The organism is Candidatus Rubrimentiphilum sp. (genome assembly GCA_035710515.1).
In the GTDB taxonomy this organism is placed as follows: domain Bacteria; phylum Vulcanimicrobiota; class Vulcanimicrobiia; order Vulcanimicrobiales; family Vulcanimicrobiaceae; genus Rubrimentiphilum.
Map to the genome: position 1 here is coordinate 1 of DASTDE010000002.1, position 22724 is coordinate 22724.

Consider the following 22724-nt stretch of genomic DNA (forward strand, 5'->3'; position numbering starts at 1 on the left):
AACGCCCAGGCAATAGTGAACCGGAGTTCTTTATAACTTCGCGGATCGAGCCCCCACCCACGGCCCCAAACTCACCCGTCTCGCTCCACCCAGACGTTTTACCGACTCGTTCGCAAATGCAAGAATGATTAAACCCGTGCCCGGTGGGCGGGGTGACGTTTCGATCGAGAAGTTATGAAGAACTCGCCATAGCAATACCTTGGACAATGGCGCGCATTTCTCGATCGGAATGTCACCCCGCCCACCCGGGCGCTGAGTCTTCGTCTATCGCATTCTGCGGTAGATCGGGAAAACGTCGTCCACTTGCCGGAACGCGCCTTCGTGAGGCGTGGAGTGGAGCGATTCGGTCGAGCTCAAGCAGATGAATCCGAAGCGCGAAAGGCTCTGCAGGAATAGGTTGTGCACGCGGTACTGCAAGGTCTTGTTGAACTGCGGCAGCACACCGCGCGCGACGATGCAATGGAACTCGTTGAGGGATGCGTCGGTCGCTAAGCTGTGCGTCGCGAAGATGAGATTGCGCCGGAGACTCTCGTGGAATTTCACTTTGCCGTCCGAGTAGTCGGCGAAATCGGTGATGGACTTGCGGCCGCCGCTCGCAACATAGTCGTTGGAAAGCTCTTCGAACGACGATACGTCGTACGTCGCCTCGCGCGCGTGAGCGACTGCAATGTCGCTCAAGTCCGTCGCATACAGCATGCAACGATCCAGAAGTTCTTCCTCGGCAAGAATGGTAAGGAACGTGTAGACGTCCTCGCCGGTTGAGCATGCCGGAAACCACAGCCGCGCAAAGGTGTACGTGCGCAAAAAAGCCGCGACGCGATCGCGGACTGCGCGGAAGTAATCGGGCGGACGAAACAGTTTGTTCGAGTTCGTCGACATCGCGAAAACGAACCGGCGCAGCGACTCCTCGTCGTGCAAGAACCGCTCTTGCAGCCCTGAAATTGTTTCGGCGCCCTCGGCGCGCATGCGCTCGGCAACGCGCCGCTTTAACGTTCCAGGCGCGTATTCGCGAAAGTCATAGCCTCGCCATCGCAGCATGGCTTCGAGCAAGAGCGATAGCTCGATGCTCGCGAGTTCATCACTTTGGCGCTCGGCCGATGTCTCCGGCGCCGCGCGCTCCTCGATCAGCACCTATCTGTTAAGCCAGACCCGCAGCAACGAAATGAGCTGATCCATGTCGACGGGCTTGCTGATGTATTCGGATGCGCCCGCCGCAATCGAACTCTCGCGGTCGCCCTTCATCGCCTTCGCAGTGAGAGCGATGATCGGCAGATCCTTGAAGCGCGGATTACCGCGGATGCGCCGGATGGTCTCGTAGCCGTCCATCTCAGGCATCATGATGTCCATCAGCACGATGTCGATGGCCGGATCGCGCATCAAGTGGTCGATGCCTTCTTGGCCGCTTTCAGCGCTAACGGATTGCAGATGATGCGCTTCGAGCGCCGAGCTCAGGGCATAGATGTTGCGCGCGTCGTCGTCAACGATCAGGACTTTCTTGTTCTCCAGCGTCGCCGTTCCCAGCGGCGGTATGTCGCTGCTGCGTTTGGCCGCCGGCAGCCGTGACTCGACCTGATGCAGGAAGAACCGGGTCTCGTCCAAGAGCCGTTCGGGCGACATGGCGTCTTTGACGATCACCGCCTCGCTGAGCTTCGTCAGTTTGGTTTCCTCTTGCCGCGTCAGTTCGCGTCCCGTGTAGACGACGATCGGCGTGCGCGCGTGTTCGGCTTGCGTACGGATGCGCTCGATCAATTGATCGCCCGGGATATCGGGCAGACCCAAATCGACCACGATACAGTCGAACTTGTTCGAATTGAGCGCCTCCATGGCTTCGTCACCCGAGCGAACGGCAGTCACGGCAACCTCGCCGCTTCCGATCAGATTGACCATGGCGTTGAGCTGCGTGATGTCGTCTTCGATCACCAAGAGATTCTTGGTGCGCTTATCGGCGAAGCCGAGCAGGTTGTCGAACGTTTCGGTTAAGGCTTCTTCGGTGACGGGCTTGCGCAAGTGTGCGATCGCGCCCGCATCCAGCGCGCGCTGCCACTGCTCCTCGCCGGAGATGACGTGCACGGGAATGTTGGACGTCGAAGGATCGCGCTTGAGATCGGCCAGCAGTTTCCAGCCGTCCACGTCGGGCAGTCCGATGTCCAGCGTGATGGCGTCCGGCAGATACTTGCGCGCGAAGGCCAGCCCTTCGTCGCCGCTGAGCGCCACAACAGCTTTAAAGCCGCGATCGCGCGCCAGTCCGAGCAAGATGCGGCCGAAGATCGCATCGTCTTCAATCACGAGCAAGACGCGATCCGAGCTTTCGATCCGGTCGCGGTCGTCCGAGATTGCCTCCAGTGAGGACGGCATTTCAAAACTGCGCGACGGCGCCCGCACCGGGAATTCGTCCGGCGTGTGGGCTTCGCCGATCGAACCGAACGAACGCATCGCGGACATGCTCGCGGCCCGTTCGAGCGGATGGTAGAAGGTGAACGTGCTGCCCTCTCCCAGCGTGCTCTCGACGCCGATTTCGCCGCCCAGCAAGCCCGCGATTTCGCGGCTGATTGCCAAGCCGAGGCCGGTTCCACCGAACTTGCGCGACGTGCCCATATCGGCTTGTTGGAACGCCTCGAAGATCACGTTGAACTTGTCGGGCGGGATGCCGATGCCCGAGTCGCTCACAGCGAACGCGACGGCGGGACCTTTGATCGAAGAGAGGCGGTGCTCCTGAAGCAACGAGATCTCCATCGTCACGCCGCCCTGCGTCGTAAATTTGAACGCGTTTGAAAGCAGGTTCTTCAAGATCTGCTGCAGCCGCGTCGCGTCCGTCAGCAGCGCCGCCGGAACGTCCTCGTGGCGTTTTATCGTGAACGCCAGGCCCTTGTCCGTCGCGATCTGATTGAACGTCCGGAAGACTTCGTCCTGAATCGTTTCAAACGGAACGTCTTGCAGATCGATCGAGGTGGTGCCCGACTCGATCTTCGATAGATCGAGGATGTCGTTGATCAGTGTGAGCAAGTCGCTGCCCGCCGCCCGGATCGTCTGCGCGAACTCGATCTGCTTGCCGGTCATGTTTCCTTCGGGGTTATCCGCCAGCTGTTTCGACAGAATCAATAGCGAGTTCAGCGGAGTACGCAACTCGTGCGACATGTTTGCCAAGAACTGCGATTTGTATTTCGAGGTAAGCGCGAGCTGCTCGGCCTTCTTTTCGAGTTCCTGACGCGCTTCATCGATCTCGCGCGTGCGGCGCTCGATCTCTTCGTTCCGCTCTTGCAGCAAGCGCGAACGCTCCTCCAACTCATCGTTCGTCTGCTGGAGCTCCATCTGCTGGCTCTGCAGCTCGTTGGTCAGCGCTTGCGACTGTTTAAGCAACTCTTCCGTGCGCATCGTCGCGCCGATGGTGTTGAGGATAACGCCGACCGACTCGGTCAGCTGGTCGAAGAACTGAAGTTGCGTCTCGTTGAAACGCTCGGTCGAAGCGAGCTCGATGACTGCGCGCACTTCGCCTTCGAAGAGCACCGGCAAAATGATCAGCGAGAGCGGTTTCGTCTCGCCCATCCCCGAGCCGATCGCCATATAGTCCGCCGGTACGTCGGTCAGCAGAATCCGCTGACGTTCGAGCAGGCATTGTCCAACCAGGCCTTCGCCCTCGCGGATCGTTCGTTGCGCGGCCTTCTTCTTGCTGACGGCGTAACTGGCCATCAGGCGCAATACTTGTTCGTCGCCGATCGGCTCGTTGATGTAAAACGCTCCCGAGTATGCGTTCACCAGCGGAGCGATCTCCGACATGATCATGCGGCTGACCGTCTTGCTGTCGCGCTGACCCTGCAGCATTGCGGTAAAACGTGCGACGTTGGTCTTCAGCCAGTCTTGCTCGGTGTTCTTGCGCGTGGTGTCGCGCAGATTTTGAATCATTTCGTTGACGTTGCGCGTCAACTCGGCGACTTCGCCGCGCGCTTCGACTTGAACGGCGCGCGAGAGGTCGCCGCTGGTCACGGCCGTCGCAACCTCACCGATCGCGCGAATCTGCGAGGTGAGCTGCTCGGCCAGCTGGTTGACGGAGTCGGTCAGGTCGCGCCATAGACCGGCCGCGCCCGGGACCTGGGCTTGACCGCCCAGTTTTCCTTCGAAGCCGACTTCGCGCGCCACGGTCGTGACTTGGTCGGCGAACGTCGCGAGCGTGTCGATCATGAAGTTGATCGTGTCGGCCAGTTGCGCGATCTCGCCCTTGGCTTCCAGCGTGAGTTTGCGTTTGAGGTCGCCGTTGGCGACGGATGTAACGACTTGCGCGATGCCGCGCACTTGGTTCGTCAGGTTGGACGCCATGAAGTTCACGTTGTCGGTAAGGTCTTTCCACGTGCCGCTGACGCCCGCGACCTGGGCTTGGCCGCCCAGTTTTCCTTCGGATCCGACTTCGCGCGCGACGCGCGTGACTTCGGATGCGAACGCGTTCAGCTGATCGACCATCGTGTTGATCGTGTCTTTGAGTTCGAGGATTTCTCCGCGAACGTCCACCGTAATTTTCTTGGAAAGGTCGCCGAGCGCGACGGCCGTCGTCACCTTCGCGATGTTACGCACCTGCGAGGTGAGGTTCGAAGCCATCGTGTTTACGGAGTCGGTCAAGTCTTTCCACGTGCCGGCGACGCCGCGCACGAACGCTTGTCCGCCCAACCGGCCTTCCGAACCGACCTCGCGCGCGACGCGCGTAACTTCGGATGCGAAGGCGTTCAGCTGGTCGACCATCGTGTTGATCGTGTTTTTCAACTCGAGGATTTCGCCGCGCACGTCGACGGTGATCTTCTTCGAAAGGTCGCCGTTGGCGACGGCGGTCGTTACTTCGGCAATGTTACGAACTTGGTTCGTCAAGTTCGAGGCCATCGAGTTGACCGAAAGCGTCAAGTCTTTCCACGTTCCGCTGACGCCCGCGACCTCGGCCTGGCCGCCGAGTTTGCCTTCGGAGCCGACTTCGCGCGCGACGCGCGTGACTTCGGATGCGAACGCGTTCAGCTGATCGACCATCGTGTTGATCGTGTTTTTCAACTCGAGGATTTCGCCGCGCACGTCGACCGTGATCTTCTTCGAGAGGTCGCCCTTGGCGACGGCGGTCGTGACTTCCGCGATGTTACGCACCTGAGACGTCAGATTCGAAGCCATGAAGTTCACGGACTCGGTGAGGTCGCGCCACGTACCGCTGACGCCGGCGACCTGGGCTTGGCCGCCCAGTTTTCCTTCGGAGCCGACTTCGCGGGCGACGCGCGTCACTTCGCCTGCAAACGCGTTGAGCTGGTCGACCATAGTGTTGATCGTGTTCTTCAGTTCCAGGATCTCGCCGCGCACGTCCACAGTGATCTTGCGCGACAAGTCGCCTTTGGCGACGGCCGTCGTCACGTCGGCGATGTTTCGAACCTGCGACGTGAGGTTTGAAGCCATGCCGTTGACCGAATCCGTAAGGTCTTTCCACGTACCGCTGACGCCTTTGACGTCGGCCTGGCCGCCGAGTTTGCCTTCGGAACCGACTTCGCGCGCGACGCGCGTGACTTCGCCCGCGAACGCGTTGAGCTGGTCGACCATCGTGTTGATGGTATTCTTCAGCTCCAGGATCTCGCCGCGGACGTTGACCGTGATCTTTCTGGAGAGGTCGCCCTTGGCGACGGCCGTGGTAACGTCGGCGATGTTACGTACTTGCGACGTCAAGTTGGCGGCCATGAAGTTCACGGACTCGGTGAGGTCCTTCCACGTGCCGCTCACGCCGGCGACCTGCGCCTGACCGCCCAAAATGCCCTCAGAACCGACTTCGCGCGCGACGCGCGTGACTTCGGAGGCGAACGCGTTGAGCTGGTCGACCATCGTGTTGATGGTGTTTTTCAGCTCGAGAATTTCGCCGCGCACGTCCACTGTGATCTTCTTTGAAAGATCGCCCTTGGCGACGGCCGTGGTAACTTCGGCGATGTTACGCACTTGCGAGGTCAAGTTGGACGCCATGAAGTTCACCGACTCGGTGAGGTCCTTCCACGTGCCGCTGACGCCTTGCACCTCGGCTTGGCCGCCCAAGCGTCCCTCGGATCCGACTTCGCGCGCGACGCGCGTCACTTCAGATGCGAATGCATTGAGCTGATCGACCATCGTATTGATGGTGTCTTTGAGTTCGAGAATTTCGCCGGCCGCTTCGACCGTGATCTTGCGCGACAAGTCGCCGTTGGCAACGGCCGTCGTCACGGCCGCGATGTTACGCACCTGCGACGTCAGGTTGCCGGCCATCGTGTTGACGGAGTCCGTCAAGTCTTTCCACGTGCCCGCGACGCCCTTGACGCTAGCTTGGCCGCCCAATTTTCCTTCGGATCCGACTTCGCGCGCGACGCGCGTCACTTCGGATGCGAATGCGTTGAGCTGGTCGACCATGGTGTTGATGAGTTTGGCCGATCGCAAGAATTCGCCGCGCAGCGGACGGCCTTCGATGTCCACCGGAATCCGTTGTCCGAGATCGCCCTGCGCGACCGACCCAAGCACGCGATTCGTTTCGGCCATCGGGGCGGTGAGATCGTCGATCAGCGCGTTGTACGCGTCTACTTGTTCTTGCCAGCTCCCGGAGGCTTCGGGAAGATTGATGCGCTGTGAAACGCGGCCTTCGCGTCCGACCAGGCGGCTGATGCGTTTGATCTCGCGCAGCATGTGCTGCTTGATCGAGACGCAGTCGTTAAAAGCTTTCGCGAGTTCCGCATCCATGCCGGCTCCGCGAAGGGGAAGCCGAACGGTGAAATCGCCGCCGTAAAACGCACGCAGTGCGTTGAGCAGCTTCCGGTCTGTTGCCGAACCGTTCGCCCCATGTGAAGCGGCCGCGCCATTCGAACGCGGCTTGCCGTTACGGGCGGTCTTGGGACTTGCCGTTGTCGCCATAAATACAAGGTGCTCCGTGGTGGATGCGGCTGACTTCCTCATTGCCCGATTCGGTCAATGCCAAACTTGGGCTTGCCAGGTTTAGCAGGCGGACGCCCGGGGGAGAACCCAAAAATGCCGGGCACCCATGCTTGAGCGCGGCGAGCTTCTCCATTCCCAGGCGCTCGAGTTACTCGCTGACGCCAGCGGGCTTCTCGCATCCTCATTTGAGTTATCGGCGACCCTGCCGAGGGTGGCCGCTTTGTGCGTGGCTCGCCTGGCCGACTACTGCGCCATCGCGGGCCAGAGCGGCGAGGGCGAGGAGTTCTTCTATGAGGCCGACCAGGGCAAGAAACTCCGGCTGAAGCGGGGGCACCCGGTGCAAATCGAGCAGGGGCTGCGTTCCCGCGGCTTTGCAAACGTCCTCATCATTCCGTTGCCCGGCCGGCAGGGTACGGTCGGCGCATTTGCGCTGGCGGCGCGCGAGGCCGGAAAATTTGACGACGCGACGCGCAAGATCGCCGAAATACTCGGCCTCCAAATTGCCAATGCTCTGGACCAAGCTACGCTCTTCGAGCGGCAGCACCACGTGGCCGATCGTCTCCAGCGCGCCTTGTTGCCCGCGAGTTTCCCGCGCGTGCCGGGCGGACAGCTCGACGGCGCCTACCGGCCGGCCAGCGAGGAAGCCGAGGTCGGCGGCGATTGGTACGACGCGTTCGAGCTGCCCGACCATCGCATTGCGATTTCGATGGGCGACGTGGCCGGCCACGGCTTGGAGGCGGCAACGATTATGGGCGAAGTGCGCATCGCGTTGCGCGCCGCCGCCGTGGGCGAGCGATCCCCGGCTGCAGTGCTCGAGCAGATCAACAGCGTCACGAACCTGCGCGGCGGCATCGGAATGGTGACGGCGATCTTCGCCTATTACGATCCGGCCGGTCGCGAACTCACCTACGCCGTCGCCGGCCATCCGCCGCCCGCGCTAATCGTTGAAGGCGGCTTCGCCGGATACTTGCCCGGCGGTGGAGTTCCGCTCGGCATCGGCAATGCGATCGATACGCGCGACTGGACGATCACGCTGCCGCCTCGCAGTTGGGTTATCTTCTACACCGATGGCATGACCGAATATGGCCGCGACGTGATCGCGGGCGAAGAACGCTTGCTCGAAGCCGGCGTTCGCGCGTGCGAATCCGATCCGGAGAATCCGGCGATGGCGCTGCAGGAACGTATCTTCAACGAATCCGTGAACCGGGACGATGCTGCCGCGCTGGCGCTTTCATGTTTTGACGGACCGGTCCCCACGCGCATGGAGTTTTCGGCCGTCCCGATGACGGCTCCGATCGTGCGCGCGATGATACACCGGTTTTGCGACGAGCACAAACTTGCCGATGACCAACGCTTCGCACTGACGACCGCTATCGGCGAAGCGGTCGCCAATGCCGTCGAACACGCGTACCGCAACGACGACGACGGCCGTTTCGAAGTACGGTTGAGCGCGCAGAACGATTGCATCGCCGTCCAGGTTCAAGACCGCGGGCAGTGGCGAACCTTCGAGCGCCGCGACGACCGGGGCCGCGGCATGATCATGATGCACGAACTCATGGATCGTGTGCGCATCAACTCCACGCAGCACGGCACTTGCCTAAGCATGGTCCTGAATCTTTGAACAGGCGTATCCGCGCTGCGCGCTCCACGCCCCCCGCCGGCCTGAGCTGGACGAAGGGGGCCGGGGCCCCCGGCCTTCGGCCCATCTGCCCTTTTAACTGACTGAACGAAGAACTAGAGCGGCGTTAATGCCGCCGAAGCCGGATGAATTCGACATAACGACGCGCGCACGCGCCTCGACTTTCTCGCGGGAACAACGCACGGCGCATTCCTCGTCGAGCTGCTCGAGATTAACCGCGCCCGGAATCACGCCCTCGCGCATGCTCATCGCCGAGATCGCGATCTCCCACGCTCCCGTCGCACCGAGCGCGTGTCCGTGCTGGCCCTTCGTCGCGCTCACCGGAATTTCGGAGAGACGGTCGCCGAAAGTGCGTTCGAACGCCAGCGCTTCGGCGCGATCGCCGAGCCGCGTCGAGGAGCCGTGCGCGTTGATGCTCTCAACTTCGCCGGGCGAAACGCGCGCTTCGTCGAGCGCAAGCTGCATCGCGGTCGCAGTCTGCGCGCCGTCGGCTAACGGCGCGGACATGTGAAACGCGTCGTTGGACGTTCCAAAGCCCGCGATCTCCGCATAGATTGGAGCTCCGCGCCGCACGGCATCCTCGTAACGCTCGAGCACGAACATGCCGGCGCCTTCGGCCATTACGAAACCGTCGCGGCCCGCATCGAAGGGACGGCTTGCGGTAGCCGGATCGTCGTTTCGCGTCGACATCGCGCGTGCCACGGTGAATGCGCCGAACGTGAGCGGCGCTAACGGCGCCTCGACTCCGCCGGCTAAGGCAGCGCGTACGTCGCCGCGTTTCACCGCGCGAAACGCGTCGCCAATCGAGATCGCGCCGGCCGCGCACGAATCCGCGTTCGCAATCGTCGGACCGGTAATGCCAAACTCGATCGCGACGTTGCTGGCCGCCGCTCCACCGAACACCGAGAGCGTAAGCAGCGGCCGGACCGAACGAAGCCCCTCGCGTTGGAAAACCTCGATCTGTTCTTCTGCGAACGCCAGACCGCCCAGCGCCGAGCCTGTATAGACGCCGACTTCGGCGCTCTGACCGTCAACGGCGAAATGCGCGTCCTCAACGGCGAGCTTTGCAGCTGCAACCGCCAGCTGTGAAAACCGGTCGGTCCACTGCACGCGCCGCCTCACGAGATAGTCGGCTGGGTCGAAGTCGTCGATCTGTGCGGCGATGCGCGACGGGAATCCGTCGCAGTTGAAGCGCGTCAGCGGCGCGACCGCGACGCGGCCGGCCAGCAGATTCTCCCAGAATGCGCGCGTGCCGGTGCCCAGGGGCGTAATTACCCCCATCCCGGTAATGACGACGCGGTACGGCTCAGCCATCAGAACCTTCCGATAACGTCTTCATCCGGCGAAGCGTTCGCGTCGCGATGTGATCGATAAAGAGTTTTCCGACGATCCAGTCCATGGGGAACCGCAAATCCGAGCGGTGATCGATCGAGACGCGCGTTCCGCCGGCGACGGGCTCGAAGCGCCACTGCACGTCCATGCCCTTCGTCCAGCTGCTCAAATGGTGGAAACGAATCGACGGCGTTTGCGGATCGTTTCGCTGCTCCGCGCGCCAGCGCACCGGAATCCCGCTGCGCCGCGCCGCCATTTCGACAATCTGCCGGTCCGCGTTGCGTTCGAGAACGCGCACGAAACGGTAGTGCGGCAGATACTCCGGCCAACGTTCGGTATCGGATGCAAAGCGAAAGATGCGCTCCGGCGATGCGTTGATGACGATCTCGTTCCGCATCTCCATCACGCGACCAACTTTACGATGTTGCCGATTCGCAGTGCATCTTCGACCGGTCCGCAGCCGGCCAGCGCGTCGATCAGCGCCTGCGCGCGAGCCGGATCGCGTGCGAGATTGCGCGCCGCGCGTTTCGAGAGCAGCGGCGAACGGACGACCGTGCGGACGATCCGCGCGAGCCGTTCACGCTGCCGCATGTCGCGCGCGAGCGTCATTTCATAGTGTTGCAAGAGTTCGTTCGCTGCCGCGGGCGACTTCAGCGCACCTGCAACAGCTTGCGCGGCCGTCATCCCCGCGTGCAGCGCGAGGAAGACACCTTGTCCCGTAAACGGGTCGACGAAGCCGGCGGCGTCGCCGGCCAATAGCACGCGGCCGGCCGCCAATCCGCGAGTCGCATGAGCGAGGGGGCCCACGGCGATACGCTTACCGTCGAGTTGCATTTTTGAGAAACGCTCCGGGTTACCGCTCAAGCGCTCGGCACGCTGGCGGACGAAACGATCGACATCGTCTCTGCGGGCTGCAAGGTCATTTTCGCGCACGATCACCATAACGTTTGCGTGCGCCGCGTCGAATGGATTTACCGCAAAATAGCTGCTGCCCTCTACGAACATCTCGACGAAAGGCTCGAGATCCACAAAACCCGAGTAATGTCCGCCCAGTGCAAACCGCTGGACCCCGCGCTCCGCGATGGTCAATCCGCACTTCTTGGCAACGATCGAATGTGTACCATCCGCACCGATCGCCATGCGGGCGCGCACTTGCCGCACTTCGCCGTCCGGCTCGCGCACCGTGAGTGCTACGCAGGTTGCTTCTTGCACGACGTCTTCGACGCGCGCTTGCAGCAAGAGTGCTCCTTCGCTTATCGCCGATCGGAGCAGCGCGTCGTCCAGCTGCGCGCGCGGCAACGCCCAGCCCGCGCGCGAAAAGCGCAGTTCAGTCCGCACCCCATTGCCCGAGAGCCGGATGCCGTCCAAGCGCGCCGTCATCGGCGCGAGAACCGGTTCCATTCCCAACTCGCGCAAGAGCCCTACGGCGCCCGCGTTCAAGTATTCTCCACACGCTTTGGTGCGCGGAAATTGCGAGCGCTCGATCACTATCGTCCGGAGTCCGGCGCGCGCAAGCATCAGCGCGGCGCTCGAGCCGGCCGGACCCCCGCCCGCGATCGCCACGTCATACATCGGTCAGCACCATGCGATAGAACGGAGCAAGCCTCACGCGCGGATTGCGCCAGCCGGCATCGCGCGCCAGCTGCACGGCTTCCAGCGGCGTGTACGCGCGCAACACGGACAGCGGGGCATCGTGCCGGGTCAAACGGTTACGTGTAAAGAGTGCGGCCAATACCGACGTTCCGGCCCAAGCTATACGCGAGCGCCGCAAATCCGTAACCACCGGCGCCAGGCGCGCGACGCGACGCAGCTCGCGCAACAGCGCCGAAGCAACGTCCGGATCGCAATGATGCAGCGTCAGGTTGCACAACACGACGTCGAAGCTCGCGCCTTCAAAAGGAAGCACGCTGCCGTCTCCGCGCACGAAACTCATCGTGCCGTCGTCATGCGAATGGCGGCGCGCGATCTCGAGCACATCGGGATTAGCATCAAGGCACGTGACATGCAACCGTCGGCCGCGGCGCCGGGCGTCGCGCACCAAGGCGCGTCCGATATCCGCCGAGCCGCAGCCGACGTCCAAGATCGTTTCCGGTTCGAGTGAACGCAAGGCCGCGCGGACGGCGGTCAATCCGCCAAGAAAACGGTTCGCCCGTTCGATGTCGCGGAAATTCTCCTCGAGTTCGCCGATTGACTCGACGCGATCGTCGAGCAGTTCGCGTCCTGCTGCACGCAGCACGGACCCTACCTTCTACTTTTTAAAATACTCGGCGTTGATGGCCGTAAAGTTTTGCCATTTTTCGGGGACGTCCGAGTCTGCGAAAATCGCTTCGACCGGACACGCCGAAACGCAGGCGCCGCAGTCGATGCAGACCTCGGGATCGATGTAGAGCATCGTATCCTCGTCCGTGCCATGGATGCAGTCGACCGGACAAACGTCAATACAGGACTTGTCCTTTGTTCCTATGCAGGGCTCGGTAATGACGTAGGCCATAGAACCGTATTACGAAGGCGAAACCGTCCGGGCCTCCCCTTTCAGGGGACCGTCTCAGACGACCGTTCGCCGTCCTGAAAAGGCGCGCAGTATCAGCAAGAGTATCACCGCGCCGATCAGCGCGTAGATGAAACTCCAGAGCGTGTCCACGCTTCCGTGTCCGAAATACCGGTAGATAAAGCCGCCAATCAGCGCGCCCACGATGCCGACGACGATATCGGTCAGGATGCCGCCGCCGACTGCGCCGGGCACAAGCCACCGGGCAATAAGGCCCACGATAAACCCAAAAACAATCCAAACGATGATGGTCCACAGCATGAAACGAGTGTACCACGCTGAAGCAACCTAAACGAGCCACGGCTCGCCCCGCTCGATGCCGCCGCCCCGCGGCCGGGTCACGCGGAGCACCGCGGCGCGTTGGAGGGTGCATGATGATGAAAGCGCTTCTCGCCGCAGTTCTGTTTTGCGTTCCAATTCCGGTTTTGGCCGCCCAGCCGACGCTGATTTCCGTAACGGGACAAGGCCGCGCGACGGCCGCTCCGGACATGGCCACTATGAGTTTAACGATCACAACGAACGCAAGCAATGCTACGGCGGCCACATCGGACAACAACGCGATCTTCGCGCAACTCGAACAAAGAATGCACGCACTCGGAGTTGCCGAGCACGATATTCGCACTACGTACTACAATGTGACCTATAATCCGCGTCCGGAGGGAGTGCCTGCTCCAAATTACGGCGTTCAATACGGCTACGTCGTTTCACGCGGCGTGAGCGTTACGCTGCAGCGGACGGGCGTCGTCGGCAAAGCTGTCGATGCAGCTATTGCCGCCGGCGTCAATCACGTGGACGGCGTGAGCTTCGGGGTTTCCGACAACCACGCGCTATCGCTAAAAGCGCTTGGAGACGCAGTTACGCAAGCGCGCTCGCGCGCTCAAGCCATAGCCACCGCGGCCGGTTTGCGAATCGTGCGGATCCGTTCGATTCAAGAAGGCTACGCGCAAGTCTATCCGCAGCCGCAAGCGATGGCAATGTCGCGGCTCGCAGGCGTGCCCACGCAGATCGAGCCGTCGGACGTTTCGATGCAGGCAAGCGTCACAGTTACCTACGAGGCACAGCCCTAAGCGAAACCCCCCGCACTGCCGAAGGGTAGGAAGTGCAGATGACCGGCACGTGTGAACTCTGCGGCCTGCGACCGGCTAGCGTCCGCGAAGGCAAGAGCAATCTTTGCCCGCCCTGTGCGGCGCGCCGCCGCGCGACCAAAGCTGCGATTCCGCTGGCGGGCGCGGCCTTGACCGCCGCCGCGCTGGTGGCCGGCGGCGCTTTTCTGCTGGAAACCATGAGCCGCCGGGAGGGCGGTTCGGCTAACCCCAATCCGATCGAGGATTGGACGCGGCGCTTGCGCCCCGGTAACACCCCGACCCTGGCCGCATTTTCGCGCGACCTCACCGAGCTCGCGCGCTCGGGAAAACTCGATCCGGTAATCGGTCGCGACGACGAAGTCGAGCGCGTCATTTCCATTCTCGCGCGGCGCAGCAAGAATAATCCTGTGCTGGTGGGCGAGCCGGGCGTCGGTAAGACTGCGATCGTCGAAGGACTCGCGCAGCGTATCGTCGCCGGTAAGGTGCCCGCCGCGCTTCGGAGCAAACGCGTGCTCGCACTTTCGCTCGGCCCGTTGGTCGCCGGGACGAAGTATCGCGGCGAGTTCGAAGGCCGCGTCAAAAAGATCTTGGACGAAGTACGCAAGGCGTCACGCGACGTCATCCTCTTTATCGACGAACTGCACACGTTGGTCGGCGCCGGCGCGGCCGAAGGTTCGCTCGACTTGAGCTCGATGATCAAGCCCGAACTCGCGCGCGGCGATCTGCAGTGCATCGGCGCAACAACGTTCGACGAGTATCGCAAGTACATAGAGTCCGATGCCGCGCTCGAGCGGCGCTTTCAGCCCGTTATGGTCGAAGAGCCGACGATCGAGCAAACCGAACTGATCCTACGCGGCCTGCGCGAGCGCTACGCGACGCATCACGGCGTGCACATTCAGGACGACGCGGTCAAAGCTGCAGCGGCGCTTTCGGCGCGCTACATTGCCGATCGGTTCTTACCGGACAAAGCGATCGACTTAATGGACGAAGCCGCCGCGTCGGTTGCGCTCGGCAAACAAGACAAACCCGGCCGCGCGACCGTGACCGCCGCCGATGTTGCGGCGATCGTCACGAAGTGGACGGGGATTCCGCAGTCCACGCTCTCCGAGTCGCAGATCAACAATTTACTCTCGCTCGAGCCGGTGCTTTCCAAACGCGTGATCGGCCAGGAACAGGCCATCGCCGCCGTGAGCGAAGCGATCCGGCGCGCGCGCGCCGGCCTGCACGATCCGCGCAAGCCGCTAGGCAGCTTCCTATTCATGGGCGGGAGCGGCGTCGGCAAGACCGAGCTGGCCAAGGCACTGGCGGAGGCGCTGTTCGGGAGCGAATCCGCGCTGGTTCGCATCGACCTTTCGGAATTCACCGAGGCGCATACCGTTTCGCGGCTCCTCGGCGCGCCGCCCGGATACCAGGGCCACGACGAACCCGCGCAACTCACCGAACCCGTGCGTCGCCGGCCGTACTGCGTGGTGCTCTTCGACGAGTTGGAAAAAGCGCACCCGGACGTGGCGGCCATTCTTCTACAAATTCTCGACGACGGCCGCGTAACGGACGCCAAAGGCCGCACCATCGATTTCCGTCACGCGCTGATTATCATGACGACGAATCTGTCGGACGACGAGTTGCCGGTTGCATTCCGCCCGGAGTTTTTGAATCGCATCGACGACATCGTGCACTTCAACACGCTGGGCATGGAGCATATCGAGCAGATCGTCGCAATTCACGTCGAGTCGCTTGCGGAGAGGCTCGGCGCGCGCGACGTCAGTCTGCAACTCTCGCCCGAGGCGCGATCCTTTTTGGCGCGCGAGGCGATGAGCGCGGGCAGCGGGGCTCGGTACGTTCACCGCATCGTCGCGCGCCACGTCAGCACGCCGCTGTCGTCGGCGATCCTTCGGGGCGAGCTACCGAGCGGGTCAGCCGCCGACGTTACGTTCGACGGCGGCGCTTTGGTCGTGCGCGCCGCGTAGGCGACGATCTTCCGCTAGCCACACGTCATCGATCTCGAGACGGGACTCGCCGGGCGGATAGCTGCCGTCCGGGTGGCGCCGATCGTACGCGCGCGAGCGCGCCACGAGATATTCAAAGTTGTCGTAGACAACATGCCCGCGAGTGCGCCGGCGAATGGCAATGACCTGGCTTAACAAGCCCCAGTACTGCTCAGGCGTACTGTTGTCGAAATAGAGTTCTTCCGGCATCAGCCCGTTTTTTACGATGGAACCCAGCCGTTCGTAATAGTCGAGGACGCGCAGCTCTTTATGAACTTTTCGGTCGACTCGGGGCATTTCCAGTTCGCGCCTGAACTCCGGGTCGCGTAACCGCCCTTCGAGCTCGTGGCTCACAAACTCAAGCGATTCATGCAGAACCGGTTCGTACGGCAGACTTAGGATGGCCAGCAGTCCTTGCAGCTGGTTGCTCACGCGCAAGTGCCGGAGCTGAATCAGGGCGGCGATGGCGGTGGCGGCGATGACGAGAAACGTTCCCACCGCCGCCGCGGTGCTGAGCGTCTCTAACGTCATAGAATGCTGAGCACGTTACGAAGGATCTCGTTTCTCGGCATCTCACCCGCCACAATCTTGCGAATGACGCCGTCGCGCCCGATGAACACGTGCACCGGTAGCCCATTGATCAGATACTGCGCTTGCAGCGTGCCGCTATCGACTACTGCCGGGTAGACGAGGTGAAACTGCCGGCGGAACGACTCCGCGAGCTTCGCGTTTTCAAGCTCGTCGATGCCGACGACTTGCAACCCGCGCGAGGCGTACTGTTTCTGCAGCGAATTTATATACGGCGCCTCGTCTTTGCACGGCGGACACCAGGTCGCGAAAAAATTGAGATAGACCGGCTTCCCGCGCAGCGACGAAAGCGTCAACGTCCCACCGGTTGACGTCGGTTGCGTCCAATCGGGTGCCGGCTTTGCGGCTTGCGCGAGTTGTTTGCCGCTGTTGCTCGCGCAACCGGCGAGGATTAGAACAGCGCAACCGAGGCCGATCGAGAATTTCATCATTATGGTTTTAGCAAGGCTTCTGCAATCGCAAGCGGCACGCCCTTGGCGGTAAGGTCGCTGGGAACCATCGCGCCGCCGCCGCCCATGACTTCTTTCCAACCGTGCGGGGTCTTCTTGTAAAAGTTCTGGCCGCCGCCCCAACCGCGCCATTCCATGATCGCGTAGCCATCAATCACGCGAACAAACGGGATCGTTTCGGGGAAACGCGCCGCGTGCGCGCGGACCGCTTCGACGTCGGCGGTTGGCCCAATATCGCGCCCATTGCGGGCGCTTCCAGGAACGGCGAATGGGCTGTTGCCGGTGCTCAGATCGATGACTTGCCAGCCGAAAGAAAACTTTTGCACAAGCAGATAACCGCTGGCCGGCGAGCTTTCGATGACCGCGCCCGTAAAGTGAACGACTGCGTAACGTGCGGTCGCGGCTGTAACGTGGACACTAGGATGTGTGTGAGACAGGCGCGGCTGCAAAAAGAGCAGCGCGGCGGCTTGCGGAGTCTGCGGCGCCGAGACCAACGCCGCCAGAATCAACGTTGCAATCATCCGTATGCCGGATATGGGACGGCTTTAGCGTCGTCCTGCATTTGCGCGAGCAAGTCATCCGCGTTTTCGAATTTCCGTTGGTCGCGGACGAACCGCAAATCGCGCAAAATGAGCTCTTGGCCGTAAATCGTGTCGTGGAAATCGCGCAGCCAAGCCTCGACCGTTCGCGCTTTCCCGTTAAAGGTTGGATTTGTGCCGATCGAAACCAGGGCGGCGTGGTCACGCCCCTCGTGCCGTGCAATTCCGGCATAAACGCCGTCCTTCGGCAGCATCTTCTGCGGAACGCGAATGTTGGCGGTCGGAAATCCCAAGTCGTGACCGCGGCCGGCGCCGACTTCCACGCTTCCGCGAAGTTCGTAGGCATGCCCGAGCAAATCGTCTGCGCCCGCGATATCGCCGTTTGCGATGAGCTCGCGAATGCGCGTGCTGGAAATGCGTTCCCCGTTTTCGTCAGCCGTGTTTTCGACCGCAGCGAACGCGACGCCGGCGGACCCAAAGACATCCGCCATCAAGCCGACGTCACCCGCGCGCGCCTTTCCGAAGCGGAACGTTTTCCCGACCACCACGCCCTGCGCTCCTAGATCGCGAATCAGCGTATCGCGCAAGAACTGTTCGGGGGTTTGCGTCGCTATCGCGGCATCGAATGGAATGAAAAAGCACTCTTCGTAGCCCGCGCGCGCGAAAAGGTCGATGCGCTCTTCAGACGTTGTAATCAACGGCGGCTCCGAGCCCGGGCGCAGAAATGCCGACGGATGTTCTGCGAAGGTCAAGACGGCAGTACTCCAACCGGGTTTGCGCAAGCGGCGAGCTTGCCGCGCGATGTCGTGATGGCCGCGATGCATTCCATCGAAAAACCCGATCGCTAATACGAGCGGAGTGTCGTCGGAACGCTTGAGCGCGTAGCGTACTTTCAAAGAAACACTTTGCGTGGGGCGAGTAGGGCGCCGTGCGTTTCGCCGACGCCGACGAGCATCCGCGACGCGTCGCGCACGAAGACATGCTTGGCCGGCGCTCCCGCCGGCAGCGGCACCATGCGGCCCGCGCGAAAGTCGGCCGAATGACGCAAATCCAAAACGATCGTCGGAAACGGAATGATCGATTCCGGCGCGATGAGCGCCTCGCTCGGATGGTCGGCAATTTGTTCGAGCGTGCGGCTCTCCTGAAGCAGAAATGCGCCCGAGCCCTCACGCACCAGCGCGCCCATGTGCGCGGGCACACCGATAGCGGCGCCTAAATCTTCACAGAGCGTGCGTACGTAGGTCCCTTCGCTGCACGCGATCCGCAGGCGCGCGGCCGCGGCGTCGGATCCAAGCAATGTTAATCCATAAATCGTCACGGAGCGCGCTTTGCGCTCGACGGACTTACCTTCACGCGCGAGCTCGTACAGCCGTTTGCCTTCATGATGCAGCGCGCTGTGCATCGGCGGCACCTGCTCGATTCTTCCGATGAAGTCCGGCAAAACGTTCTCGAGGCGCTTAACCCAATCGGGCGGAAGCGGTGCTTCGTTTATCGTCTCGCCGTGAGCGTCGCCGGTCGAGGTCGCCTTCCCCGGAACCAGCGTGCAAACGTAAGCTTTGCGCTGGTCGGTGAGCAACGGAATTAAGCGGGTAGCTTTACCGATCGCGATCGGCAGCACGCCGGCGGCCTGCGGATCGAGCGTTCCTAAATGTCCGGCCGCGATGCTGCGATCTCGCCCATACAAACCGTAGATGCGCCGGATGCGCGCCACAACGTTCGCCGACGTCGGCCCCGCGGGCTTAAAGACGTTGACGAAGCCTATCACAAGGGCTCCTAAAGGCCCTCGGCGACCAGCGCCTCGTCCACCACCGCAATCGCATCTTTCAGCGAGCCGACAAACGTGAGCCCGGAAGCGCGAAAGTGTCCGCCGCCGCCCAGGCGCGATGCGGCAGCCTGCACGTTGATCCGGCCGTTGCTGCGCAAACTCACCCGAATCTCGCCGTCGTACGCTTTGAACAGTGCCGCGACGTCTACGCCTTCGATCGAGCGCAGATGTCCCACGATCTCTTCGGTGTCTTCCCCGTCGGCGTGACAATCGGCAAGCATTGCGTCGTCGACGAACGACCATACATACCGGCCGTCATGCGCCATCCTGGCTTCATCAAGCGCGCGTCCCAGCAGTTTCAACGCCGAAAAACGCTTGTTCGCAAAAATCTCCTCGGTGATCTGATCCTTGTCCGCGCCCGCACCGATCAACTCCGCCGAAAGCAGCAGCACCTCCGGCGTGGTGTTGCTGTGCATGAAGCCGCCCGTGTCGGTCATGATCGTCGTCAGCAAGCAGGTCGCGATCTCCGGCGTGATCGGTGCGTTCAATGCGCGCAGCAAATGCATCACGCACGTTCCCGTCGAGCACTCGTGCGGCAGCACGTAATTCAGCGCCCCGAAATGCGAGTTACCGAGGTGGTGATCGATGTCGAGCACGTTCTCGCGCGCCAATTTCGGCAGTGACTCGCCCGCGCGTGCCGTATCGCTCATGTCGCAAAAAACCCACAGGGCATCGGCCGGAAGATCGGCCGGAACGGCGCTGCTCACGAATTCAGAGTCGGCGAGAAACCGCAGATTGCGCGGCACTGAATCCTCTTGAAAATAATGTACGCGCTTTCCCAGCCGTTTGAGCGCCAGTCCGAGCGCCAGTCCGGCTCCGAGCGTGTCGCCGTCGGGCTTGACGTGGCTCACCATCACGAACGCATCGCGTTTGCGAAGTTCCGCGGCGACTTCGTCGGTGGTCGACGCGACCGGCTTTTCGCCGATCACTACGACGCGCCTCGAGTATCTTCGCGCAGCGTCTTGGCGAGCGCGATCGCCCGTTCGGTCGTGCGGTCCTCAACGAACGTCAGCGCAGGCGTATGCCGGAGAGCGATTTGATGCCCCAGCTCGCCGCGCAGAAAACCGGCGGCGCCGGCCAGCGCATCCATCGTCTGGCGCGCCACGTGGCGGTCGCCGATGATCGAAACGAAGACCTTGGCATGCTGCAGGTCGTGCGAGATCTCCACGTGGGTCACCGTGGTGAAACCCAAGCGCGGGTCCTTCAACTCCTGCGTGATCAGCGTGCCGAGAACGCGCTGCATCTCGTGATCGATGCGTTGTAACCGCTGCTTGTTCATGCCGGCGTCAATTCCGCGGCGACGGTCTCGATCGCGTACGCTTCGATCACGTCGCCGACTTTAAGATCCTGATAGCGCGCAATTTGGATACCGCATTCGAAGCCTTCGGCAACTTCGCGCGCGTCGTCTTTGAAGCGGCGCAGCGACTCGATCTCGCCGTCGAAGATCACCGCGCTGTCGCGAAGCACGCGTACCTTGGCGTTGCGCTGGATCTTGCCGTCTTTGACGTAACAACCGGCGATCGTCCCGACCTTGCTGACTTTGAAGATCTCGCGCACTTCGGCGTGACCGAGCGTTACCTCGCGCTTCACCGGCGCGAGCATGCCGCGCATGGCCTTCTTCAGATCGTCTTCGACTTCGTAGATCACCTGATAGAAGCGCAGGTCAACGCCTTCGTTTTCGGCCAGCCGCTTCGCCGTTTCGTCCGGACGTACGTTGAAGCCGATGAGCACGCCGTTTGACGCGCTCGCGAGATTGACGTCGTTGGGCGTCACCGCGCCGACGCCGCCGTGAATGACGCGAATGTCCACCTCTTCGGTGGAGAGCGATTCCATGCGGGCGCGCAGCGCTTCGACCGAACCCTGTGCGTCGGCTTTGATAATGAGATTGAGGGTTTTCTTGCCCTCGGCCGGCATCGACATGAACGTCTCGAGCGAGACTTTCTGTCCGCCGGCAGCTTCGATGCGCACGTCGCGACGGCGCGTCTTGCGTTTGTCCGCAGCTTCGCGCGCAACGCGTTCGTCACTGACGACCATCAGCGCGTCGCCGGCCGACGGCACGTCTTGCAAGCCCATCACCTCGACGGGAATTGACGGCCCGGCTTTCTTCACTTGTTTGCCGTTGTCGTCGACCAGCGCGCGGATCTTTCCGAACGTGCCGCCCGCGACCACGATGTCGCCGACGCGCAGCGTTCCGTTTTGCACGAGAACCGTTGCGACCGCACCGCGTCCGCGATCCAGGCGCGCTTCGATCACCGCGCCGGAAGCGCGGCGATTCTTGTTGGCCTGCAGATTGCGGATGTCGGCTTCCAACAGCACTGTTTCCAGCAACTTATCGATGCCGTCTCCCGTGCGCGCTGAAACCGGAACCATTTCGATCGTGCCGCCCCAGTCGACGGCTTGCAGGCCTTCCTCGGAAAGCTGCTGCTTCACGCGTTCGGGCTGCGCCTCGGGTTTGTCCATCTTGTTCATGGCGACGACGATTGGAACGCCGGCTGCCTTGATATGGGCGATCGCCTCTTTGGTTTGCGGCATGACGCCGTCGTCCGCGGCCACGACGAGCACGGCAACGTCGGTTACCTTCGCGCCGCGCGCGCGCATCTCGGTGAATGCTTCGTGACCGGGCGTATCGATGAAGGTGATCTTGCGATCGTTTCTTTCCACCGTGTACGCGCCGATGCGCTGCGTGATGCCGCCCGCTTCGCCGCCGGCGACATTCGCGCTGCGAATTTTATCCAACAGCGACGTCTTGCCGTGATCGACGTGTCCGAGCACCGTCACCACAGGCGGGCGCGGACTGAGCATTTCGGGTTTGTCTTCCTCTTGCTCGACGGTGACTTCTTCGCCGGCCTCTTTGACGACGGCGTTAAAGCCGAACTTCTTGGCAACCGCGCTGGCAACGTCGCTGGGAATGTTTTGATTGATCGTTGCCATCGTGCCCATCTTGATGAGCTCGCCGATAACGTCTTTGGCCGGAACGATCATGGACGTCGCCAGCTCTTGCACTGTGAGCAGATCGGGAATTTCGATCGTCTCGAGTTTCGCCGGCGGCGGCGCCGCGACGACTTCAGGACGCTTCTTGCGCGTGCGCTCTTTTTCGAGCAGCAGCTCTTTCTCGCGATCTTTCTTGCTGAGCTTCTCCTCGTGCACGCGCACGCGATCGCCCGGACGCCCGCCCGAACTCGGCGCGGGTCCTTCGGTAACCGACGGGATGCCGGGACGGAACGGCCGCGGCGGCGTTAGCGGACGGAACGGTCCGTTGCCCTGCGGACGACGCTGCGGCGCAGCTTGAATCAAACGGCCGGGTTGCGGAACGCGCGGCGCCGGGGACGCGGATGCCGACGTAGTCGGCGGCGGCGGAGCGGGGCGCGCGGCGCCGTCGCCCGCGCGCGGAGCAACCGGTTTTACAGCCGGACGGCGCGTGGTCGTTACGGGCTTGAGCGTTGGAACGGGTTCAGGCTCGACCGCCGGGGCGGCGGGAGCTTCGGCCTTGGCCACGCGCTTGGGAGCGGCCGCTTTCGGCGGTGCCGCGGGCGCAGCGGCCTTGGCCTTGGGCGCAGGTTTGGCTAAGACTTTGCGGACCAGATCCGCCATCTGGTCGGGAACGACGCTGAGTTGATTTTTCGCTTCGAAGACGCCGCCCAAGCGCTCATTAAAGAGGGTGATCAGCTCTTTCGAAGTGAGTCCAACCTCTTTTGCGAGTTCGAATATCCGAACTTTTCCGGTAGCCAAAGTCTGCCTTTCACGTCGCAGGCGTAAGTGTGCCTCGGAAGCCGAGCCGAGGACGCCTGCGCCGTCCTCAGGTCATGCTACGCTCCTTGGCGGCGCGCCCGGCGC

19 protein-coding genes are annotated in these 22724 nt (G+C 62.2%); 3 read left to right on the forward strand and 16 right to left on the reverse strand.

Translation table 11 applies throughout. The annotated features are described in order from the left end of the window. Window positions 1–264: 264 nt before the first annotated feature. Window positions 265–1131 carry a CheR family methyltransferase gene (locus VFO29_06240; protein ID HET9393096.1) on the reverse strand — a complete coding sequence of 289 codons (867 nt, stop codon included), beginning with the start codon at window positions 1129–1131 and terminating at the stop codon, window positions 265–267. Then, window positions 1132–6879 (reverse strand): HAMP domain-containing protein, encoded by a 5748-nt coding sequence (locus VFO29_06245; protein HET9393097.1) that lies wholly within the window; start codon window positions 6877–6879, stop codon window positions 1132–1134. 232 nt (window positions 6880–7111) lie between these two features. Between VFO29_06245 and VFO29_06250 the strand changes: the two genes are divergently transcribed. Beyond that, on the forward strand, window positions 7112–8521 hold the full coding sequence (locus VFO29_06250; GenBank protein HET9393098.1) for a SpoIIE family protein phosphatase: 1410 nt from the start codon (window positions 7112–7114) through the stop codon (window positions 8519–8521). A gap of 93 nt (window positions 8522–8614) precedes the next feature. On the opposite strand, the gene VFO29_06255 is transcribed toward VFO29_06250, so the two are convergent. The 6 genes from VFO29_06255 to VFO29_06280 are packed head-to-tail and all read right to left on the reverse strand — an operon-like array spanning window position 8615 to window position 12680. Further along, window positions 8615–9853, reverse strand: a complete 1239-nt coding sequence (locus VFO29_06255; GenBank protein HET9393099.1) for a beta-ketoacyl-[acyl-carrier-protein] synthase family protein — start codon at window positions 9851–9853, stop codon at window positions 8615–8617. Then, window positions 9846–10274, reverse strand: coding sequence for an SRPBCC family protein (locus tag VFO29_06260; GenBank protein ID HET9393100.1), 429 nt, complete (start codon window positions 10272–10274; stop codon window positions 9846–9848). The genes VFO29_06255 and VFO29_06260 overlap by 8 nt, the downstream gene beginning before the upstream one ends. Further along, on the reverse strand, window positions 10274–11443 hold the full coding sequence (locus VFO29_06265) for an NAD(P)/FAD-dependent oxidoreductase (protein HET9393101.1): 1170 nt from the start codon (window positions 11441–11443) through the stop codon (window positions 10274–10276). The genes VFO29_06260 and VFO29_06265 overlap by 1 nt, the downstream gene beginning before the upstream one ends. Further along, complete coding sequence (locus tag VFO29_06270) at window positions 11436–12107, reverse strand: methyltransferase domain-containing protein (GenBank protein ID HET9393102.1); 672 nt, start codon at window positions 12105–12107, stop codon at window positions 11436–11438. Before VFO29_06270 ends, VFO29_06265 begins: the two co-directional genes overlap by 8 nt. 12 nt (window positions 12108–12119) lie before the next feature. After that, the gene (locus VFO29_06275; GenBank protein HET9393103.1) at window positions 12120–12362 is read right to left on the reverse strand and encodes a ferredoxin family protein; all 243 of its coding nucleotides are present in this window, start codon (window positions 12360–12362) and stop codon (window positions 12120–12122) included. Window positions 12363–12416: 54 nt separating this feature from the next. Continuing rightward, a complete protein-coding gene (locus tag VFO29_06280; protein ID HET9393104.1) occupies window positions 12417–12680 on the reverse strand; it encodes a GlsB/YeaQ/YmgE family stress response membrane protein in 264 nt (87 codons plus the stop codon). Window positions 12681–12790: 110 nt separating this feature from the next. Here VFO29_06280 and VFO29_06285 point away from each other — a divergent pair, with 110 nt between their 5' ends. Next, the gene (locus tag VFO29_06285) at window positions 12791–13486 is read left to right on the forward strand and encodes an SIMPL domain-containing protein (GenBank protein HET9393105.1); all 696 of its coding nucleotides are present in this window, start codon (window positions 12791–12793) and stop codon (window positions 13484–13486) included. 38 nt (window positions 13487–13524) lie between these two features. Further along, complete coding sequence (locus VFO29_06290) at window positions 13525–15471, forward strand: ATP-dependent Clp protease ATP-binding subunit (protein HET9393106.1); 1947 nt, start codon at window positions 13525–13527, stop codon at window positions 15469–15471. Here the strand turns inward: VFO29_06290 and VFO29_06295 are convergent. From VFO29_06295 to infB, 8 genes are read right to left on the reverse strand one after another with little or no spacing between them, the layout of a single operon-like run. Further along, window positions 15418–16020 carry a hypothetical protein gene (locus tag VFO29_06295; protein HET9393107.1) on the reverse strand — a complete coding sequence of 201 codons (603 nt, stop codon included), beginning with the start codon at window positions 16018–16020 and terminating at the stop codon, window positions 15418–15420. The two genes, VFO29_06290 and VFO29_06295, sit on opposite strands and share 54 nt — an antisense overlap. Then, on the reverse strand, window positions 16017–16508 hold the full coding sequence (locus VFO29_06300) for a TlpA disulfide reductase family protein (GenBank protein HET9393108.1): 492 nt from the start codon (window positions 16506–16508) through the stop codon (window positions 16017–16019). Before VFO29_06300 ends, VFO29_06295 begins: the two co-directional genes overlap by 4 nt. Beyond that, a complete protein-coding gene (locus VFO29_06305; protein ID HET9393109.1) occupies window positions 16508–17047 on the reverse strand; it encodes a hypothetical protein in 540 nt (179 codons plus the stop codon). Before VFO29_06305 ends, VFO29_06300 begins: the two co-directional genes overlap by 1 nt. Beyond that, window positions 17044–17961, reverse strand: coding sequence for a riboflavin biosynthesis protein RibF (ribF, locus tag VFO29_06310; protein ID HET9393110.1), 918 nt, complete (start codon window positions 17959–17961; stop codon window positions 17044–17046). Before ribF ends, VFO29_06305 begins: the two co-directional genes overlap by 4 nt. After that, window positions 17958–18830, reverse strand: a complete 873-nt coding sequence (gene truB, locus VFO29_06315) for a tRNA pseudouridine(55) synthase TruB (GenBank protein ID HET9393111.1) — start codon at window positions 18828–18830, stop codon at window positions 17958–17960. Before truB ends, ribF begins: the two co-directional genes overlap by 4 nt. An 8-nt stretch (window positions 18831–18838) precedes the next feature. After that, window positions 18839–19819, reverse strand: coding sequence for a DHH family phosphoesterase (locus VFO29_06320; protein HET9393112.1), 981 nt, complete (start codon window positions 19817–19819; stop codon window positions 18839–18841). After that, window positions 19819–20169 (reverse strand): 30S ribosome-binding factor RbfA, encoded by a 351-nt coding sequence (gene rbfA, locus VFO29_06325; GenBank protein ID HET9393113.1) that lies wholly within the window; start codon window positions 20167–20169, stop codon window positions 19819–19821. The genes VFO29_06320 and rbfA overlap by 1 nt, the downstream gene beginning before the upstream one ends. Beyond that, entirely contained in the window at window positions 20166–22619 is a 2454-nt protein-coding gene (gene infB / locus VFO29_06330) for a translation initiation factor IF-2 (GenBank protein ID HET9393114.1), read from the reverse strand. The genes rbfA and infB overlap by 4 nt, the downstream gene beginning before the upstream one ends. Window positions 22620–22724: the final 105 nt, after the last annotated feature.